This is a genomic window from Luteitalea sp. TBR-22 (assembly GCF_016865485.1).
Taxonomy (GTDB): Bacteria; Acidobacteriota; Vicinamibacteria; order Vicinamibacterales; family Vicinamibacteraceae; genus Luteitalea.
In genome coordinates, this window is sequence record NZ_AP024452.1 from 3,721,891 (window position 1) to 3,740,897 (window position 19,007).

Below are 19,007 nucleotides of genomic sequence, written 5' to 3' on the forward strand. Positions count from 1 at the left end.
CTAGGCCGGCAGTTCCATGGTGAAGGCGGCGCCGTGCGGGGCACGATCCGACGCCTCGATGGTCCCGCCGTGCTCGACGATGATGCGGCGCACGATCGCGAGCCCGAGGCCGCTGTCGCGGCCCTTGGTCGAGTAGTACGGCAGGAACAGCTTGCTGCGGTCGGCCTCGCCGAGCCCGGGCCCGTCGTCGGCGACGACGAGGCGCGCGAGGCGGTGCGACTCGTCCCACGTGGTCTGCACGGTGATGGTGCCCGAGGCGGTGGCCGGCACGCCGCCGCCAGCCGAGGCCAGGGCCTCGACCGCGTTGTCCACCAGGTTGATCACCACGCGCTTGAACTGCTCGGGGTCGACCCGGATGACCGGCATGGCGGGATCGTACTCCCGCTCGACGGTGAGGTGCGGAAGGCCGGTGTACAGCGCCAGCGCCTCGTCGAGCAGCCCGTGCAGGTCGGAGGGCACCGCCTTGGGCGCCGGCATGCGCGCAAACTGCGAGAACTCGTCGACCAGGCCCTTGAGCGACTCGACGGCGCCGATGATGTTGGTCGAGCACTCGTCGACCAGCTCGCGGGTCTGCGGCGGCGAGGCCGTGAAGTGGCGGCGGATGCGCTCGGCACTGAGCTGGATCGGCGTCAGCGGGTTCTTGATCTCGTGCGCCAGGCGACGCGCCACGTCGCGCCACGCCGAGACCCGCTGGGCGCGGATGAGCGGCGTCACGTCGTCGAGCACCAGCACGGTGCCTTCGGAGCTGCCCTCGTCGCGCAGGGGCGTCGCCGCCACGGCCAGGTGGAGGTCCCGGCCGTCGCGGACCAGCGCGATCTCGTGGCCGGCCGTGCCGCCGCGCGTGCGGGCCGCGGCCTGCGGGATGGTCAGCAGCGGCCGCAGGTCGGGGCGCGAGAAGACGTCCTCGAACATCTGGCCGACGGCGGTCTGGTCGAGGCCGAGCAGCCGCGCCGCGGCGCTGTTCATCGTGTTGATGCGACCGCGCGCGTCGAGCGAGATGACGCCGGTCGCGATGCGCTTGAGGATGGTCTCGATGTAGCGACTGCGCCCCTCGACCTCGCGGCTCTTGCGCTGCACCTCGGCGCGCGACTGTTCGAGCTCGCCGGCCATCGTGTTGAAGGCCTCGACCAGCTGGCCGAACTCGTCGACCGTCTCCGGCTCGATGCGGTAGTCGAAGTTGCCCTGCCCGATCTCGCGCGCCCCGGCGGCCAGCAGGCCGATCGGTCGCGTGATGCGCTTGGCCGTGTACAGCCCCAGCCACGTCGCGCTCACCAGGATGAACAGCGTCATCATCAGGAAGAACGACAGGTACACGCCCTCGATCGGTCGCCGCAGCACGCGCAGCTGCTGGTAGCCCTCGTAGGCCTCGACGATGCGGCGGCTGTGTTGCGCGAGACTGCCCGAGAGGTGCTCGCTGACGATGACCACGCCGACCGGCGCCATCGCGTCGGGTGGCCGGACGAGCGCTGCCGAGCGCACGAGTTCTCCGCCGCTGCCGAGCGGCTCGATGACGCGCGTGTCGGGACTGCCGGCGGCGACCCGCGCCGCCAGGCGATCGGCCGAGGCGCGCGGCACGTCGCGCGGCACGGTCGGCGCCGAGACGTCGAAGAGCGGCGTCACCTCCAGGGGGTCGGTCTCGGGGACGATCCGGTAGACCTCGACGAGGGTGGACCGTCCCGAGGCGACTTCCGGCGAGACGCGGGCGCGGATGGTGGCCACGTCGCCGCGCTCGATGCCGGCCGACGACAGCAGGCGGGCCAGGCGCACGGCCTGCCGGCTGGTCTGCACCTGCGTGTCCTGGTAGTAGTCGCTGGCGATCTCGCGCGCCGCCGCCAGCACGTCGTCGATGGGCGGGGCGAACCAGCGGCTGGCGCTGTTGCGAATCAGCTCGCTGCCGACGATGAGCACCAGCACGGCGGGCACGAGGGCCAACCCCAGCATCGCGGCCACCAGCTTGGCGCGGAACCGCGCGAACGGCAGGGCCCGGCGACGCTCGACGAGCAGCTTGATGACGTTGCGCGCCAGCACGAAGGCCAGCGCGCCGAGCATCGTCAGGTCCACCGCGACCAGCGCGTAGAGCACGACCTCGCTGAGCAGCGCCGGCGACAGCCCCGTCGACCGGTCGGCGAGGGTGACCAGCGCCACCAGCGCCGCCACCAGCAGGCCGATGGCCAGCAGGACGAAGATCGGGTTGTCGCGGAGCGGCCGCTGCGGCGGCGACGGCGGGGTGGGCGTGCGGGCGACGGGCGGCGCCTGCGGCGCCGGCAGCGCCTTGGGCGCGACGGACGTCTCGGTCAGGTTGAAGATGGCCACGTCACGGGCGGAAGCGGAAGCTCGCGCTGCCGAGCACGGCGCCAGGCGTCCACGGCCACGCCCAGCCGAGCAGGCGCGGACGCGTCTGCGCCTTCACGCTCACGTGATACTCGCCGCCCTGCTCGAGGCGGTGCGAGGACAGGCGCCGCCCGTGGAAGTGCGTGAGCCACTCGACGGCCCTGGCCTCGTCGTCGGTCGTGCGGACCTCCTCGACGCGGCCGTCCTCGATGAACGTGATCTGGTAGCGACGCGTCAGGTTGTCGAAGCGGACGACGGCCGACAGGCGCATGTACGCCAGGGTGCGGTCGAACCACCAGCGCGAGGGCTGCTGCAGCACCACGTCGTAGGCGAAGGTGGTGGGCAGCCCGCTCTGGATGGCCGCCCGCACCGCGTCCGACACCGCGTCGGTCACCTGGAAGCTGACCCGCACTTCCCCGTCCTGCAGGGCCGTCTGCACGCGCACGGCCGTGTCGGCCCTGGCCGTGGAGGCCAGGCCCAGCACACAGGCCAGCAGCAGCATCAGTCGCAGCCGCATCGTCAATCCTTCGACTTGATCAGGTCCTCGAGCTCGGTCATGAACTCGCCGATGTCGCGGAAGTGCCGGTAGACGGACGCGAAGCGGACGTAGGCCACCTTGTCCAGCTGCCGGAGTTCCTGCATGACGTGCTGACCGATCTCGGTGGTGCTGATCTCCTTGTCCGGGCGCTCCTGCAGCGTCGCCTCCACGCGGTCGGCGACGGCCTCGAGCGCATTGACACGGACCGGCCGCTTCTCGCAGGCCTTGAGCAGCCCGGCGATCAGCTTCTGCCGATCGAATCGTTCCCGCCGGCCGTCCTTCTTGACGACCATGTACGGGATCTCGTCCACCCGTTCGTACGACGTGAACCGCCGGCCGCACTCCAGGCATTCCCGCCGGCGGCGGATGACCTCGCCCTCACGGCTCTCGCGCGAATCTACCACCTTGTCGTGCAGGTGGCCGCAATACGGACATTTCATCCGGCCTGGCTCCCCTCGGCGAGCGGCGCCGCCCCTGGGGGCAGGCCGGTGCGGGTGATGTCCTCGATCCGCCGCAGCGTCAGGCCCTCGCGGGCCACGAAGTAGAGCGTCAGCAGCGAGACCGGGATGAACGACAGCGCGTGCAGGGCGACGGCGTAGGCGACGGCGCGGTCGTTGTCGGCCGCGTAGAGCGAGGTCAGGGCGAGCCGCACCGATTCGTGGAAGGCGCCCACCCCGCCCGGCGTGGGCACGGAGACGCCGACCGCCATGAACATCAGCACGGTGAAGGTGCCGGGAAAGGGGAAGTCGAGCTCGAAGGCGCCGGCCATGGCCCAGGTGGTCAGGGCGATGGACAGCCAGACCCCCAGCGAATGGACCAGCGCGAGCGCAAGGGCCTGCGGGGAGCGCAGCACGCTGAAACCGCGACCGAAGGCACTCACCCCCTTGACCGCCAGCTGACTGGCGCGGGCCGGCAGTCGCCGGGTGAGGCGCTCGGTGATCAGGCCGACCCGCTCGGCATGGCCGGCGAACACGAACGCCACACCCAGGCCGCCGAGCGCCGCGAGGGCGGCCATCAGGCCGCCGAACTGAACTGCATGGAGCATTTTGCCGTCATTGACAGCAAAGGCCGGGTCCAGCAGCGCCACCGACAGGGCGAACAGCACCAGCAGCGTGATCATGTCGAGCGCACGCTCGAGCACGATGGTGGCAAAGGTCGCCGTCGGGTCCAGGTCGACCTTCCGGGCGAGCAGGTACGGACGGATGACCTCGCCGACTCGCCCGGGCAACATCGCGTTGGCGCCGAACCCGATGATGGTGGCGCGCAGGGCGGGAGCGAAGGGCACGTGACCGGTCGGCTGCAACAGGTACTGCCAGCGGATCGTGCGGAAGACGAAGGTGGCCACCGAGGCCAGCATCGCGAGCACCACCCCACCGGGATGGGCACGCGTCAACTCCCGCCCGACGGCCGTCAGGTCGGCCTGCCGCAGGAAGAGCGCGAGGAGCGCCACGGTGACGAGCAGGATGAGTACGTGCTTGAGGTAGCCCGTCATGCGCCGTTGGGCTGTTCGGGCGGGACTGTACTATAGGTTGGGTTTCCGAGGCTATGGGAAAGCGCGAACTGCTACTGGTGGTGGTCTTTGTCCTCCTGGGTGTGGGCGTGTACCAGGTCACGGCTCCGGCCGCCCCGGCCGATGCGCCCGGCTTCTCACTCGGGCGGCTGATGGACATGGCGAAGGCCCAGTTCCACGGCCCGCAGGCCAGGCGGACGGTGGCCCGGACGGCGACCCTCGTGCCGGGCGCCGAGGTCGCCGTTCTCGACCTGACCGGCGTGCCGGGCCCCGTGGTGGTCGAGGGCACCGACCGTCCCGACATCCTGGTGCGCCTCGACGCGACCCTGGGGGGCCTGGACGCCGAGGACCTCGACAAGCAGGAGAAGGCCCTCACCATCGCCCTCGAGAGCGCGGGCCCCGAGGCGCGGGTGCGGTTCGGGCACGACGTGCGGGGCCGCCGCCTGCGGCTCGAACTGCGGATCGACGTGCCGAGGCGCCTGAAGGTGCGCCTCGGCGACACCCGGATGTCGGCCGAAGTGCGGGGGGTGGCCGGCCTCGATCTCAAGGACTACGCCGGCGATCTCCGGGTGGAGGGCCTCACCGGGCCGGTCACCGGCCGGTACGAGAGCGGGCGAGCCGAATTCGGCGATGGGACGGTCCTGCAGTTGAAGACCGAGAGCGGCCGCGTTCGCCTCGAGCGGCCCGCGTCGGTGACGCTGGACTCCGAGCGCACGGGCATCGACATCATCGATGCGGCCGGGCCGATCACCATCAAGGAAGACTACGCGCGGATGGACATCCGCGGCACGGGCGGCCCGGTGCGCATCACCGGCGACGGCGGCACCATCGCGCTGCGTCAGCTGGCGCACGCCCTGGCGATCGACGCGACGCGGCTGACCGTGGACGCCGAGATCGACACTCCTGTCCCGGTCACGATCGCCGTCAAGGACGACGACGTGGACGTGACGCTGCCGCGGACGGGCGGGGTGAACCTGGAGGTCGCGGTCACCGACGGCGACCTGCGGGTGCCCGACGGCCTGACGCCGACGGTTGCCGGGACGAAGCAGTCGGTGACGACCGCCGTCAATGGCGGCGGGCCGCTGGTGAAGCTCACCCTCGAGCGCGGCACGATGCGGGTGCGCGGCCGCTCGGGCACGTAGCGGCAATTTGAGACTCGAAATTTGAAATGGCAGGCGGCGCGGCCTTCGGCCTGCGCACGCTTGGGGCATCCCGGGGGGCGACGCGGCGAGAGCCGCGCGCCCCCTTGAATTTCACATGTCCAATTTCAAATTGCCCGAGTCACCTCAGAAGCTGTAGCGCGCGCTCATGAGGGCCGAGCGGTTGCCCCAGTTGTTCGTGTTGGTGCCGAACGCCGGGTTGCTCATGCTGTTGACCGGGACGCCGTAGTTGTCCTGGTTGAACGCGTTGTAGAGGTCGAGGCGCACGAAGACGCTGTGCGACGACCACAGCCGGAACCGACGGCCGACGCTCACGTCCCAGTTGAACCAGGCCGGCGCACGCAGGGTGTTGCGACCGAGGTTGCCGTTGCCGAGGCTGTTGGCCAGCGGCAGGCCATTGGTGCCGTTGGGCACCAGGAACATGCCCGACGTCGTGAAGGTGCGGAGGTTGCCCGTGTCCGGGTCGGGCGTCAGCGTGCCCGACGGATCGAAGTTGGGACGGTCGCCGCCCGCGCCGTTGCCGTTGGTATCCACGCCCGTGAGGATCGTGAACGGCTGGCCGGACTGCCCGACGTAGGCGCCGGCCAACTGCCAGCCACCGGTCAACTGGCGGACGAACGCGTTGCCGACGGCCGGCGTCTCGTAGAGCCAGGTGGCCACGATGCGGTGCGTGCGGTCGAAGGCCGACAGGCTCCATTCGGCATCGATGTCGTTGAAGTCCTGCGGGATCTGCGGCGAACCGGCGGTGATCGCGGCGACGCCGAGCGACTCGTCGTTGTTGCTCATGTTCCGGCTGAACGTGTAGTTGGCGCGGAACTGCAGGCCACGGGTCAGCCGACGGTTGAAGCTCACGTAGGCCGAGTGGTAGTTGCCCTCCGCCGTCGTCGCGATGAGCACGCGGGGGCCGTACTGCGGGAACACGCGGCGCGCCTGCGTGCTCGGGATGGCAGCCGCGTTGAGCGTCTGCCGCACGAGCGCCGCCTGGGCATCGGTGAGCACGCCGGGGTTGGCCTGCAGCTGGTTGATGCCGTTGCGGCTCAGGCTGCCGTTGTAGCCGAACTCCAGGCTCGTGGATCCGTTGAACTCGCGCGCGAACGACAGCGACCAGTAGTTGCTGCGCGGGTACTGCGCATCCACCGGCGTGTTCACGTAGGTGGCCAGCGGGTTGAACACCGCGCTGCCGCCCACCGGCAGCAGGTTCGGGTAGGCGTCGAACACCTGGTCGACGCGCGGCACCACGACGCGCGGGTAGTTGGACGCGTTGACCGTCAGGATGTTGTAGAACAGCACGTCGTAGCCGATGCCGTAGCCGCCGCGCACGACGCTCTGGCCCTCACCCCCGACCAGCGACTTCAGGAAGCCGCCCTGCGGCGTCGGCGACCAGGCGAACCCGACGCGGGGCGCCCAGTTGTTGTTGTCGCGCTGCACCGGCCCCGGCACCAGCGCGTTGAGCGACTCCTGGTCCTCGGCGCCGAAGAAGCCGAGCGGCACCGAGCTGTTCTCGTAGCGCAGGCCGAGATTGAGCGTGAGGTTCGGGGTGATCCTGAAGTCGTCCTGCGCGAAGAAGAACAACTGCGTCTGGCGGGCGTCGAAGCTCGCCGTCTGCTGCGCCTGCTGGAAGAAGAACGCGAAGTTGTTCACGTAGTCCTGCAGGTTGTTGAACGAGTAGGTGCCCTTGGAGTCGAAGGCCGCCTGGTTGTCCAGCTGCAGGTAGCGGATGTCGGCGCCGAACTTCAGCGAGTGCCGGCCGCGCTGGGCCGAGAACACGTCCTGGAACTGGAACGAGTTCTGGATGCGGCCCTGCGGGAAGTTGGCCAGCCCGCCGATCGTGAAGAAGCCGGTGATCGTCGTGGTCGGCGTGACCGGGTCGGCCTCGGGGAACGACAGGTCGCGGCGGATGTAGGAGAACCGCGCCTCGTTCAGCGTCGTCGGGTTGATCACCCGCGTGTGGCTCAGCGCCAGGTTGCTGTCCTTGGTGACCGACTCGGCGGCGAAGCGGCTGCCGAACTGCAGGTTGCTCGTCGAGTTCTGCGTCGTCGGACGGTCAGAGATGAAGCGCCCCGTCAGCGTGTCGTTCTGCGTCATCGTCCAGTCCACGCGACCGATGGTGTTGTACGCGTCGCGATTCTGCTGGATGGGCAGGTTCACCTGACCGATCTCCACCGGCACGCCATTGACCGACGTCGTGCGGACGTTGGTGAAGACCGGGTTCCCCGCATAGACCTCCTGCAGGAAGCTCATGCCGTTGAGCGCGGCCGCGCGGCTCGCGGCGCTCTGGCCGGCGCGCAGCGGCACGCCCTGCAGCGTGGCGTAGCCGGCCGGCGTCGGGATGTTGGCCGTGGTGCCCGGACCGCCGTCCTCGCGCCGGATGTCGGCCTGGAACAGGCCGAAGAAGAACAACTTGTTGCGCGCGATGGGGCCGCCGATGCCGCCGCCCACCTGGTGGCGGGTGAAGCCCGCGGGGTCCTCGAACCCGGTGCGCTTCTCGACGTTGCTGCGCGCGTTGTACTTGCTGTTGGCGTAGTAGTCGAACACGTCGCCGCGGAAGGCGTTGGTGCCCGAGCGGGTGATCGCGTTGAACTGCGCCCCCGAGCTCCGTCCGTACTCGACGTTGTAGGGGTTGGTCTGGACCGCGATCTCCTGCACCGCCTCGGGCGGGACCGGCGTGGTGGCGATCGTCACGCTCGCGTCGTTGTTGTCCGACCCGTCGATCATGAAGTTGTTGTTGCGGGTGCGCTGCCCGTTGGCCGAGATCCCCTCGGCGCCGGGGCCCGACACGACATTGGGCGACAGGAGCGCGACTCGCGTGATGTCGCGGGTCGGCGAGATCGGCAACTCGACCACCTGCCGCGACGTCATGGTCATGCCGACGGTCGCGTTGGTCCGGTTGAGGGTCACACCGGCCGTGTCCGAGGTGACCTGGACGGCCTCCTGGAGCCCGCCGACGGCGAGCGACGGGTTGAGGGTGACCTCCTGGCCGGAAGCGACCTGGATGCCGTCGACCTGGTAGGTCTTGAAGCCCTGGAGTTCCGCCCGGACCTGGTAGACGCCAGGCTCGAGCGCCGGCGCCCGGTAGACACCCGAATCGGACGTGACCGCCGTACGGACCGCCCCCGTCGCCTGGTTGGTGACCGTCACCACCACACCGGGGAGCACCCCGCCGCTGCTGTCGGTGGCCGTCCCCGAAATGATTCCGCGTGTCAATTGCGCCCATGCGGGCAAGGCACACGCGAGCATCGCCAGGCACACCAGTGCCAGGCGTCCAGCACGCATTCTCGACATCGAGCCTCCTGAAAAGCGGGGCGCCGCCCCGCAAATGCACGCCGCCGGGAGGCGGCACAGAGATGTCGGCATCCACCCCGACATCTCATTTATGACTCCACTGGCGATGCCCGGGATCTGATGATTTCGTGATGATTGGGGGGACCGACGCCCGGCGGGCGCACGCGGGGGCGGCGGGACCGCCGATCGCTGCCCCGGAATCGCGCTATCCTAGGTCCGCCTCTGCCGCTCCCCGGCGCTTTCCCCCTGCTCGCGTGTCGCACACTCCCCTGCTCGAGACCACCGATGTCGACCTGCCGCTGCTGCGCCGCGGCAAGGTGCGCGACGTCTTCGAGGCCGACGCCGATCACCTGTTGATCGTCGCGACCGACCGCATCTCGGCCTTCGATCACGTGCTGGGGTCGGGCATCCCGGACAAGGGACGCATCCTCACGCAGTTGTCGGCCTTCTGGTTCCGCCACCTGGCGCACGTCACGCCCCACCACGTGGTATCGACCGACGTTGCCGATTTTCCGGCAGGCGCGCGGCGCGCCGCCGCCGTCCTGGCCGGTCGGTCGATGCTGGTGCGGCGCACCAGGCCCCTGCCGGTCGAGTGCGTGGCCCGCGGCTACCTCGAGGGGTCGGGGTGGAAGGACTACCAGGCCACCGGCGCGATCTGCGGACACCCGCTCCCGGCTGGCCTCCGGCAGTGCGACCGTCTGCCGACCCCCATCTTCACGCCGGCGACCAAGGCCGAGTCCGGCCACGACGAGAACATCTCGGAGGCGCAGGCCGCGGCCATCCTCGGCGACGAGGTGTTCGGCCGGGTGAAGGCGCTGACCCTCGCCCTCTACACGGCGGGAGCCGCGCACGCCGCCTCGCGCGGCATCCTCGTGGCCGACACCAAGTTCGAGTTCGGACTCGTCGAGGAGGGCGGCCAGGACCGCGTGATCCTCATCGACGAGGTGCTGACGCCGGACTCGTCGCGCTTCTGGCCGGCCGACCAGTACGCCCCGGGGGGGCCGCAGCCCAGTTTCGACAAGCAGTTCGTGCGCGAGTACCTCGAGCGCATCGCCTGGAACAAGCAGCCCCCGGTGCCGTCCCTGCCGACGGACGTGGTGGAACGCACCCGGGAGAAGTACCTCGACGCCTTCCGCCGGCTCACCGGCGCCGACCTGGCCTGAGGCTCTGGAGCCGGCATGGTGATGCACCGGGAGATCGATCGCCTCGTCGCCGAAATGGTCGACAAGGGCATCCACTACGCCGACGCCGCCCGCGAGTTCGAGCGCCGCTTCCTCGAGCACGCGCTCAAGGCCACCGACGGCAGCCTCACCCGCTGCGCCGCCCTCACCGGCCTGCACCGCAACACCCTCGCCCGCAAGGTCGCTGAGTACAAGCTGAAATAGGCTCGAGGCTCAGGGCTCACGGCTCAGGCCACCCCGAGCGGAGTCGAGGGGCGGACAGCGGGCCTACCCACCGACCGTCCCTGCATTCCCGGCATTCCCGGCATTCCCGGCATCGCGGCCTTGTGAGTGCCGAAGGCCCAGGGCCGAATGCCGAATTAGCACTCCCCCCTCTTGACTGCCAACACCGGCGAGCTATACTTGGCAGTCGTCCACCACGACTGCTAAGTCGCAGTGGACCAGTCGACAGTCTTCAGGGGGGCCTGCGGGCCCGCCGTCACATCTCTTCAGGAGTGGAGTGCACACCATGAACCTCCGACCGCTACACGATCGCCTGATCGTCGAACGCATCGAGGAAGGCGAGCAGCAGGTCAACGGCATCATCATCCCCGACTCGGCCAAGGAGAAGCCGCAGCAAGGGAAGGTGGTCGCCGTGGGCAAGGGCAAGGTCAAGGACGACGGCAAGGTGTCGCCCCTCGACGTGAAGCAGGGCGACACGATTCTCTTCGGCAAGTACTCGGGCCAGGAGATCAAGGTCGACGGCAAGGAATACCTGATCATGCGTGAGGACGAAGTCCTCGCGGTGATGGCGTAAGGGGAGGATCACACAAACATGGCCAAGCAAATCGTCTACGGTGCGGACTCGCGTCAGGCAATCCTTCGCGGCGTCAACCACCTCGCCGACGCGGTCAAGGTGACCCTCGGTCCCAAGGGACGCAACGTCGTCCTCGACAAGAAGTTCGGTTCGCCGACGATCACCAAGGACGGCGTCACCGTCGCCAAGGAGATCGAGCTCAAGGATCCGCTCGAGAACATGGGCGCGCAGATGGTGCGTGAGGTCGCGAGCAAGACCAGCGACATCGCCGGCGACGGCACCACCACCGCGACCGTGCTCGCGCAGGCCATCTACCGCGAGGGCGCCAAGAACGTCGTGGCCGGCGCCAACCCGATGGAGGTCAAGCGCGGCATCGACAAGGCCGTCGAGGTCGTGATCGAGCAGCTCAAGTCGTTCGCCAAGCCGGTGAGCGGCAACGCCATCGCCCAGGTCGGCACCATCTCGGCCAACAGCGACAGCACGATCGGCACGATCATCGCGGAAGCGATGGAGAAGGTCGGCAAGGACGGCGTGATCACGGTCGAGGAAGCCAAGTCCATGGAGACCTCGCTCGAGGTCGTCGAGGGCATGCAGTTCGACCGCGGCTACCTCTCGCCCTACTTCGTGACCGACCCGGACCGCATGGAAGTGGTCCTCGAGAACCCGGTCATCCTGATCCACGAGAAGAAGATCTCGTCGATGAAGGACCTCCTCCCGGTGCTCGAGCAGGTGGCCCGTGGCGGCCGTCCGCTGCTGATCATCGCCGAGGACATCGAGGGCGAGGCGCTGGCCACCCTCGTGGTCAACAAGCTGCGTGGCACGCTGCAGGCCGCGGCCGTCAAGGCCCCGGGCTTCGGTGACCGCCGCAAGGCCATGCTCGAGGACATCGCGATCCTGACGGGCGGCCGCGCGCTGACCGAGGACCTCGGCATCAAGCTCGAGAACGTCAAGCTCGAGGATCTGGGCCGCGCCAAGAAGGTCACGATCGACAAGGACAACACGACGATCGTCGAGGGCGCCGGCGCTGCCGCCGCCATCGAGGGCCGCGTCAAGCAGATCCGCACGCAGGTCGAGGACACCACCTCCGACTACGACCGCGAGAAGCTCCAGGAGCGCCTGGCGAAGCTCGTGGGCGGCGTCGCCGTCATCAAGGTCGGTGCGGCCACCGAGACCGAGATGAAGGAGAAGAAGGCGCGCGTCGAGGACGCGATGCACGCGACCAAGGCGGCTGTCGAGGAGGGCATCGTGCCCGGCGGCGGCGTGGCCCTGATTCGCGCCGGCAAGGCCCTCGAGGGCCTCAAGCTCGACACGCACGACCAGCAGGTCGGCGTCAGCATCATCAAGCGCGCCATCGAGGAGCCGATGCGCTGGATCGCGACCAACGCGGGCCAGGAAGGCACGATCATCGTGCAGCGCGTCAAGGAGAACGACACGGTGGAGTTCGGCTACAACGCCGGCGCCGAGAAGTTCGAGGACCTGATCGCGGCCGGCGTCATCGACCCGGTCAAGGTGGTCCGCACGGCGCTCCAGAACGCCGCCTCGATCGCCGGGCTGCTGCTCACCACCGAAGCGATGGTGTGCGACATCCCCGAGGAGAAGAAGCCCGAGCCGATGCCCCAGGGCGGCGGCGGGATGTACTAAGCGCCGGGCTCCGGGCTCCGGGCGACCGGGCACCGGGTCAGGCAGGTCGGGCCGGGTCTCAGGAACCGGCCCGAACCAGGGCGCCTCTCGAAGGCGCCCAGCTTTTCGTGTGGTGCGAAACGGGCCCGTCGGAGCGATCCGGCGGGCCCTTGTTCGTTCTGCGGCGAGGGTCGACAACTCCCGACTCCCGACTCCCGATTCCCGACTCCCGATTCCCGATTCCCGACTCCCGCCCTAGCGCAGGTTGAAATCCATCTCCACGGTCACCAGCACCGGGACGGCGACGCCCTGGCGGGTGCCGGGGCGGAAGCGCCACAGGCGCATCGCCTTGATGGCTTCCTCGTCGAGACCGAAGGTGCGATCGAGCGAGCGGATGACGCGGATGTCGCCGGCGCGGCCGTCGGGCATCACCACCACCTCGAGCAGCACGCGGCCCTGAATCTTGGCGCGCATCGCCTCGGTGGTGTACTGCGGCTTCACCTGCGAGATGAGCGTCGGCGAGGTGACGCCGGAGCCGGGGCGATACGCGCCGCCTCCAGTGCCCCCGCCGTAGCCGGGACCGAGCCCGCTGCCCTGCCCTGACCCGACGCCCGTGCCGGTCCCCGTCCCGGCACCACCGCCCGTGCCCGATCCCTGGGACGTGCCACCGGGGACCGCCGTGCGGTCGATGACACCGGCGATGGCGTTCTGCCCCGAGGCCAGGCTCTGCACCGGGATGTTCATCTGCGGCACGGGAGGCGGCGGATCGGGGTCCTTCGGCGGGTCGACCTTCGGCGGTTCGATGTTCACCTTCGGGGCCACCGGGACCGACATCTTGTCGCGGCCCGGCAACTCCATCCGCCGCGGCGGTTCGGGGCTCCGGTTGCCACCACCGCCACCGCCGCCACCCGGGCCCGGTTCGGCAAGGAACACGAGCTTGATCTCGCTGTCGTCCGGCTTCTGCTCGACGACGGCCTGGCCGGCCGGCACCGCACGGATGCCGAGGAACAGCAGGAGGGCGAAGCCGACGTGTGCAATGGCCGACGCCACCGCCGCGCCGCTGATCCGCTGCCGTCCCTGACCGAACTCGAGGTCGATCGTCGGATGGCCGCCGGTCGGCAGCATGAGCGACCCGTGATGCTCGTGGTCGGGGGGTGGGACGGCGGACGCGTCAGACATATCCGGGCGATTGCGAGAGAACGCGTTCATTCTGTCAGCACTCTTGCGATGGCCGCAACTCGTGCGCAGGAGTTGCGAGGGTCGTCGCTCCTGTGTCCGCGTCGGCGCACCTCCAGACTTAGACGCTTGAAACTGCGGCTTCGGCCGCCTCAGCGGGCAATGTAGCCCGCCCGGGCGCGGACACGGTGGTCGCGACGACCGACCCGTACCTCGATGGCCCGATACTCGCCGGCCACCTGCGGCCTCGCCGGCTGGTAGCCGAGCAGGTACTGATGGCGCAACTCGGTGGCGATCCGACGCAGCACCGCCGGCAGTTCGCGCGGTCGCGCGACGCGCAGGGCCTGACCGCCCGTCATCGCCGCCACCTGCGCGAACAGGGTCGTCTTCTCGCGCTCGAGCACCACGGGATAGGCCAGCACATCGCTCGCCCTGACGCGCGCCAGGACGTCGTCGGCCGACCGCCGGCTGTGCCGCTCGCGGCCGTCGGACACCAGCACGAGCGCGCGCCGCCCGGGCGCACGCTCGATGGCGTCGAAGGCCGTGACGATGGCGTCGTGCAGCGCCGTGGAGCCCCACGGGTCGAGGGCCTGCAGCGCCGCGTCCACCGCGCGCCGGTCGTCGGTGAGCGGCACGGACACTTCGACCTCCGAGCCGATCGCCACCAGCATGGCCTTGTCCTGCGCACCCAGTTCCAGCAGCATCTCCCGCCCGGCCCGCTGTGCAGCCTCGAGCCGCCCGCCGTCCATGCTCGCGCTGCGATCGATCGCCAGCGCGATCGACACGGGCTGGTCGCCGTCGGCAAACGTCGAGATGGCCTGGGGCACACCGTCCTCGAGGACCGTGAACTCCTCGCGGCGCAGGTCCGTGACGAAACGTCCCTCCTCGTCGGTGACGGTGGCGTAGACCTCCACCAGGTCGGTGCGCGCGGAGAACTGGCGGGCCGAACCTGTCAGAACTGTAACGCTGGCCAGCAGGGAGATCAGCGCGATCGGACGGAATGCGCGTTGGGCGAATGGTAGAATCACGGAGATTCGCTGTTCTTCAAGGAGATCGTCATGATCGCGCTGGGCCTCGGACCTATCGGCATCCCCGAACTGATCATCATCCTCTTCATCATCGTGCTGATCTTCGGGGCCACGCGCCTGCCGGAGATCGGTCGCGGCATCGGCAAGGGCATCCGCAACTTCAAGGAAGCCACCAAGGAAGGCGCGTCGGGCAAGGACGAGTAGCCTAGCCGGCGATCAGCACGCGCGCCTCGCCCGTCCGCCGGGTCACGCGCGTGCGATCGAGCCACTCCAGCAGGGGGATCGCCGTGCGGCGCGTCAGGCCGTAGCGGTCCTTGAACCAGCCCACCTCCACCACTGACGGCGCCGCCCCGGCGTCGCGCAGGGCCCGCAGGTCTGCCACCAGCGCCGCCAGGTGCCTCGACGCGATGTACTGGTCGGCCACCCGTTCCACGTCGCGCGCCTTGACCAGCCGCGCCAGCACCGCCGCCAGCACCTTCCGGTCGAGCCCCTCGGCCGTCTCCAGTTCGGCCAGCGACGCGCCGACGGTGCCCGCGCCGTCGAGGCGAGCGAGCACCCGCACGTCCACCGCCTCGCGCGCCGCGCCACCGCTGGTGCGCCGCACGCGCTCGTCGCCGGTCACCAGGCCCTCGCGCGCCAGCGCGTCGAGCACCAGGTCCACCACCTCTGGCCGGGTCCGCCGTCCGAACGCCTGACGCAGCGCCGCGCGCGGGACACCGCCGGCCATCGGGTCGGCCGCCGCGTCGGCGTCGAGGCGCGCCAGCACGGCATCGCGCACCTCGCGGACCACGCCCGTGGACACCCACCGGTCACCGGCGCGCACCACCCGACCGGCGCCCTCGAGCTCCGACAGCGCCTTCGCGGTCGCCGCAACGGTCGCCGCGCAGCGGGCCGGCAGGTCTGCCGCCACGCATCCCGATGCGCCAGCCTCCGCGACGCGCGCCGCCACCATGGCCGACAGGTCGAGGTCGTCGGTCGCCGGCGAGGTCCCCACCAGCCGAGCACGAAGCGGCGGTGCCGGGTCGACGACCACCGCCCCGGCGATCGTCGAGACGGGCGAATACGAGCGCAGCACGAGCCGGTCGCCTCGCCGCGCCGCGAGCGTCCCCTCCAGCCGGAGCATCGCTGCCGCGGACGCGCCCGGTGCGATGACGCGCCCGGCCTGGCCGTCGGCCGGCGCCGGCAACAGCACGCGCGCCAGCACCGCGGCCGTGCTGAGGTGCACATGGACTCGCGTGCCGTGCCGCAGGGGTGGGACGTCGGGGAGCACCCGCAGGTCGACCGACAGGCGCCGCGTCGGCACGACCACGCCCTCGCCGACGAGCACGTCGCCACGGGAGACCTCGTCGACCGACACGCCGGCCAGGTTGACCGCGACGCGCTGCCCCGCCTCGGCCAGCGGCGCCGCGGCGCCGTGCACCTGCAGTCCGCGTACGCGCAGCGATCGCCCCGACGGCCACGCGCGCAGCGACGCGTCGATCGCCATCGAGCCCGTCCAGAGCGTGCCCGTGACCACCGTGCCGAAGCCCTTCACGCTGAAGACGCGATCCACCGGCAGGCGCGGCGGCACGTCCCGCTCGCGCGTCCTCCGCGAGGCGGCGGCCGCCAGCAGCGCCGTGCGCAACGCGGCGATGCCCTGCCCGGTGCGGGCCGACACGCGGACGATCGGCGCGCGCGACAGCGCCGTGCCCTCGACGAGTTCCCGCACGTCGTCTTCGGCAACCGCCTGCATCGTGTCGTCGGCGACGTCGCACTTGGTCAGCGCGATGACGCCACCGGGCACGTCGAGCAGCCCGCAGATGGCGAGGTGCTCGCGCGTCTGGGGCATCACGGACTCGTCGGCGGCCACCACCAGCAACACGGCGTCGATGCCGCCGATGCCGCCGAGCATCGTCCGCACGAACCGCTCGTGTCCGGGCACGTCGACAAACGACAGCACCACGTCGTCGACCGTAGCGTGGGCGAAGCCGAGCTCGATGCTGATGCCGCGCGCCTTCTCCTCCGGCAGCCGATCCGGGTGCGTGCCCGTGAGCGCCTCGACGAGCGCGCTCTTGCCGTGGTCGATGTGTCCCGCGGTGGCGATCGTGAGGTGCATCACTTGCGGCCGCGGGCGGCCTTCTTGATCGCGCGCTCGCGCTTGCCGGGGCGGCCCTTGGCGACGCGCGCCCCGCTCTTGGGCGTGGCCCGGCTGGTCCGCGCGCCGCGATGGCGCTCGGAGGCGCGCACCCTGTCGAGCACCTCGACGACGCCGAGATCGACCTGGCGACGCTCCTGGTCCACCCGCAGCACCTGCACGCGGACCGGATCGCCGAGCCGGAACACGCGGTGGGTGTGCTCGCCGCGCAGCTGGTGCACGCGCTCGAGGTAGCGATAGTAGTCGTCGGCGAGCGTCGAGATGTGCACCAGGCCCTCGACGTAGTGCTCCACCAGCTGGACGAACATGCCGAACGGGGCGACGCCGGTGATGAACCCGTCGTACTCCTCGCCGACCTTGTCGGCCATGAAGCGCACCTTCTTCCAGGCGACGAGCTCGTTCTCGGCCTCGTCGGCGCGGCGCTCCATCTCCGAGGTGTGCCGGGCCAGCTCGGGCAGTTCCTCGACGCGCTCCTCGTGGAGCTGGTCGGTGAGCTTGCCGTGCCGGTACTCGCGCAGGGTGCGGTGGACGATCAGATCGGGGTACCGCCGGATCGGCGAGGTGAAGTGCGCGTAGGCGTCGGCGGCCAGCCCGAAGTGCCCGAGGCAGGACGTGTCGTAGCGCGCCTTCTGCATCGTGCGCAGCATCAGCGTCGCGATGGGCCGCTCCTCGGGCTTGCCGCGCAGCTGCTCGACCAGCTTCTGGAAGTGCCGTGGCTTGACGTGGTTCATCGGCGCGGCCAGCGAGTAGCCGAGCGTCGAGACGAACTCCTCGAACTGCTCCACCTTGAGCAGGTCGGGTGCCTCGTGGATGCGGTACAGCGTCGGCACGTCGTGGGCCTCGAGGAAGGCAGCCACCGTCTCGTTGGCCACCAGCATGAACTCCTCGATGATCCGGTGGGCGACGTTGCGCTCGGCGACCAGGATGTTCTCGATCTGCCCTTCCTCGTCGAGCACGATCTTGGCCTCGGGCAGGTCGAAGTCGATCGACCCGCGCCGGTAGCGTCGCTGGTTGAGGATCGCGAACAGCTCGCGCATCCGCTCGAAGTGCGGCACCAGCTCGCGGTACTTCTCGCGCTGCTCCTGGTCGCCCTCGAGGACCGCGTGCACCTCGTTGTAGGTCATGCGCGCGCGGCTGACGATCACTCCGTCGTGCAGCGTCGCGTCGACCACCCGCCCGCGCGCGTCGATCTCCATCACCGCCGATTGCACGAGACGGTCGACGTGCGGACGCAGGCTGCAGAGCCCCGTGGCCAGCTCCTCCGGGAACATGTGGACGGCCCGTTCCGGGAAGTACACCGAGGTCGCGCGCTCGGCGGCCTCGCGATCCAGCGCGCTGCCCTCGTGAACGTAGTGCGCGACGTCGGCGATGTGCACCTTGAGCAGGTAGTTGCCGTTCGCCAGCCGCTCCACCGACACCGCGTCGTCGAAGTCGCGGGCCGTCTCGCCGTCGATCGTGACGACGACGTCGCCCCGGAAGTCGGTGCGCCCCTCGATGTCCTTCGGGTCGATCTCGACGCCGAGCCGGCTGGCCTCCGCGATGCTCTCCTCGGAGTGGCGGTCGGGGATGCCGTGCTTGCGGATGATGATCTGCGTGTCGACGCCCGGCGTGTCGAGCGAGCCGATGATCTCGACGACCCGCCCGAGTGCCGGCCGGCCGTGGATCGGCCAGCGCAGGATCTCGACGACCACCATCTGCCCCGGCTGCGCGGCCAGTTCGTCGCCGGCCGGGATCTGCACGTCCATCAGCAGCCGCTTGTCGAAGGGCGTCACGAACAGCAGCCCGTGCTCGTCCTTGTCGAAGCGGCCCACCGTGGTCGACGCGCCGCGCTCGAGGATGCGGACGATGCGGCCCTCGGCACGGCCGTCGCGCCCGTGGTGCTCCACCCGCACCAGGACGCGGTCGCCGTGCATGGCGTCGTGGAGGTTGTGGCCGGCCACGTAGATGTCGCCGGTGACCTCGTCGATCGGCCGGTCGAGCTTCACGAAGGCGAAGCCGTTCGGGTGGACCGTGATGCGCCCCGGGGCGAGGTCCATCAACTCGGGCACGCCGAAGTGGCGTCCGCGTGTTTCAATCAGCGCGCCGCGATCGACCAGCGTCTTGAGGGCCCGCCGCACGCCCGGGGCCTCGGACTTGGGCAGCTTGAGCACCCGCATCAGGTCCTTGACGGTGGAGGGGTGCGTCACGCGCTCGCGGATTCGCTGCAGCAACTCGTCTGGTGTCATGGCCTCGCCAACTTTTCCAACCGGGA

The 19,007-nt window shown here is 70.1% G+C and carries 15 protein-coding genes; 6 read left to right on the forward strand and 9 right to left on the reverse strand.

Translation table 11 applies throughout. The features are described 5' to 3' along the window. From TBR22_RS15560 to TBR22_RS15575, 4 genes are read right to left on the reverse strand one after another with little or no spacing between them, the layout of a single operon-like run. Complete coding sequence (locus TBR22_RS15560) at positions 1-2,313, reverse strand: ATP-binding protein (protein ID WP_239488763.1); 2,313 nt, start codon at positions 2,311-2,313, stop codon at positions 1-3. 1 nt (position 2,314) lies between these two features. Further along, positions 2,315-2,848: a DUF4390 domain-containing protein gene (locus TBR22_RS15565; RefSeq protein ID WP_239488764.1), complete on the reverse strand. Its 534-nt coding sequence runs from the start codon at positions 2,846-2,848 to the stop codon at positions 2,315-2,317. 2 nt (positions 2,849-2,850) lie between these two features. Next, a complete protein-coding gene (gene nrdR / locus TBR22_RS15570) occupies positions 2,851-3,309 on the reverse strand; it encodes a transcriptional regulator NrdR (protein ID WP_239488765.1) in 459 nt (152 codons plus the stop codon). After that, positions 3,306-4,361, reverse strand: a complete 1,056-nt coding sequence (locus TBR22_RS15575) for a lysylphosphatidylglycerol synthase transmembrane domain-containing protein (protein WP_239488766.1) — start codon at positions 4,359-4,361, stop codon at positions 3,306-3,308. Before TBR22_RS15575 ends, nrdR begins: the two co-directional genes overlap by 4 nt. Positions 4,362-4,438: 77 nt before the next feature. Here TBR22_RS15575 and TBR22_RS15580 point away from each other — a divergent pair, with 77 nt between their 5' ends. Continuing rightward, entirely contained in the window at positions 4,439-5,521 is a 1,083-nt protein-coding gene (locus TBR22_RS15580) for a DUF4097 domain-containing protein (protein WP_239488767.1), read from the forward strand. 144 nt (positions 5,522-5,665) lie between these two features. On the opposite strand, the gene TBR22_RS15585 is transcribed toward TBR22_RS15580, so the two are convergent. After that, complete coding sequence (locus TBR22_RS15585; RefSeq protein WP_239488768.1) at positions 5,666-8,812, reverse strand: TonB-dependent receptor; 3,147 nt, start codon at positions 8,810-8,812, stop codon at positions 5,666-5,668. Positions 8,813-9,075: 263 nt separating this feature from the next. Between TBR22_RS15585 and TBR22_RS15590 the strand changes: the two genes are divergently transcribed. The 4 genes from TBR22_RS15590 to groL all read left to right on the forward strand — a co-directional run bounded on the left by TBR22_RS15590 (position 9,076) and on the right by groL (position 12,439). Continuing rightward, positions 9,076-9,984 carry a phosphoribosylaminoimidazolesuccinocarboxamide synthase gene (locus TBR22_RS15590; RefSeq protein WP_239488769.1) on the forward strand — a complete coding sequence of 303 codons (909 nt, stop codon included), beginning with the start codon at positions 9,076-9,078 and terminating at the stop codon, positions 9,982-9,984. A gap of 15 nt (positions 9,985-9,999) precedes the next feature. Then, positions 10,000-10,206, forward strand: a complete 207-nt coding sequence (locus TBR22_RS15595; RefSeq protein WP_239488770.1) for a helix-turn-helix domain-containing protein — start codon at positions 10,000-10,002, stop codon at positions 10,204-10,206. A 304-nt stretch (positions 10,207-10,510) separates the two neighbouring features. Further along, positions 10,511-10,798, forward strand: a complete 288-nt coding sequence (gene groES, locus TBR22_RS15600; RefSeq protein ID WP_239488771.1) for a co-chaperone GroES — start codon at positions 10,511-10,513, stop codon at positions 10,796-10,798. 18 nt (positions 10,799-10,816) lie between these two features. Further along, complete coding sequence (groL, locus tag TBR22_RS15605) at positions 10,817-12,439, forward strand: chaperonin GroEL (RefSeq protein WP_239488772.1); 1,623 nt, start codon at positions 10,817-10,819, stop codon at positions 12,437-12,439. Between the two features lie 234 nt (positions 12,440-12,673). On the opposite strand, the gene TBR22_RS15610 is transcribed toward groL, so the two are convergent. Both TBR22_RS15610 and TBR22_RS15615 read right to left on the reverse strand, forming a co-directional pair. After that, positions 12,674-13,597: an energy transducer TonB gene (locus TBR22_RS15610; protein ID WP_239488773.1), complete on the reverse strand. Its 924-nt coding sequence runs from the start codon at positions 13,595-13,597 to the stop codon at positions 12,674-12,676. A gap of 149 nt (positions 13,598-13,746) precedes the next feature. Further along, the gene (locus TBR22_RS15615) at positions 13,747-14,622 is read right to left on the reverse strand and encodes a VWA domain-containing protein (RefSeq protein ID WP_239488774.1); all 876 of its coding nucleotides are present in this window, start codon (positions 14,620-14,622) and stop codon (positions 13,747-13,749) included. 30 nt (positions 14,623-14,652) lie between these two features. On the opposite strand from TBR22_RS15615, the gene tatA reads away from it, so the two are divergent. Further along, positions 14,653-14,826, forward strand: coding sequence for a twin-arginine translocase TatA/TatE family subunit (gene tatA / locus TBR22_RS15620; protein WP_239488775.1), 174 nt, complete (start codon positions 14,653-14,655; stop codon positions 14,824-14,826). Between the two features lies 1 nt (position 14,827). Here tatA and selB read toward each other — a convergent pair whose 3' ends face one another. Next, complete coding sequence (gene selB, locus TBR22_RS15625) at positions 14,828-16,717, reverse strand: selenocysteine-specific translation elongation factor (protein WP_239488776.1); 1,890 nt, start codon at positions 16,715-16,717, stop codon at positions 14,828-14,830. Next, positions 16,717-18,981, reverse strand: coding sequence for a ribonuclease R (gene rnr / locus TBR22_RS15630; RefSeq protein ID WP_239488777.1), 2,265 nt, complete (start codon positions 18,979-18,981; stop codon positions 16,717-16,719). The genes selB and rnr overlap by 1 nt, the downstream gene beginning before the upstream one ends. Between the last annotated feature and the right edge of the window lie 26 nt (positions 18,982-19,007).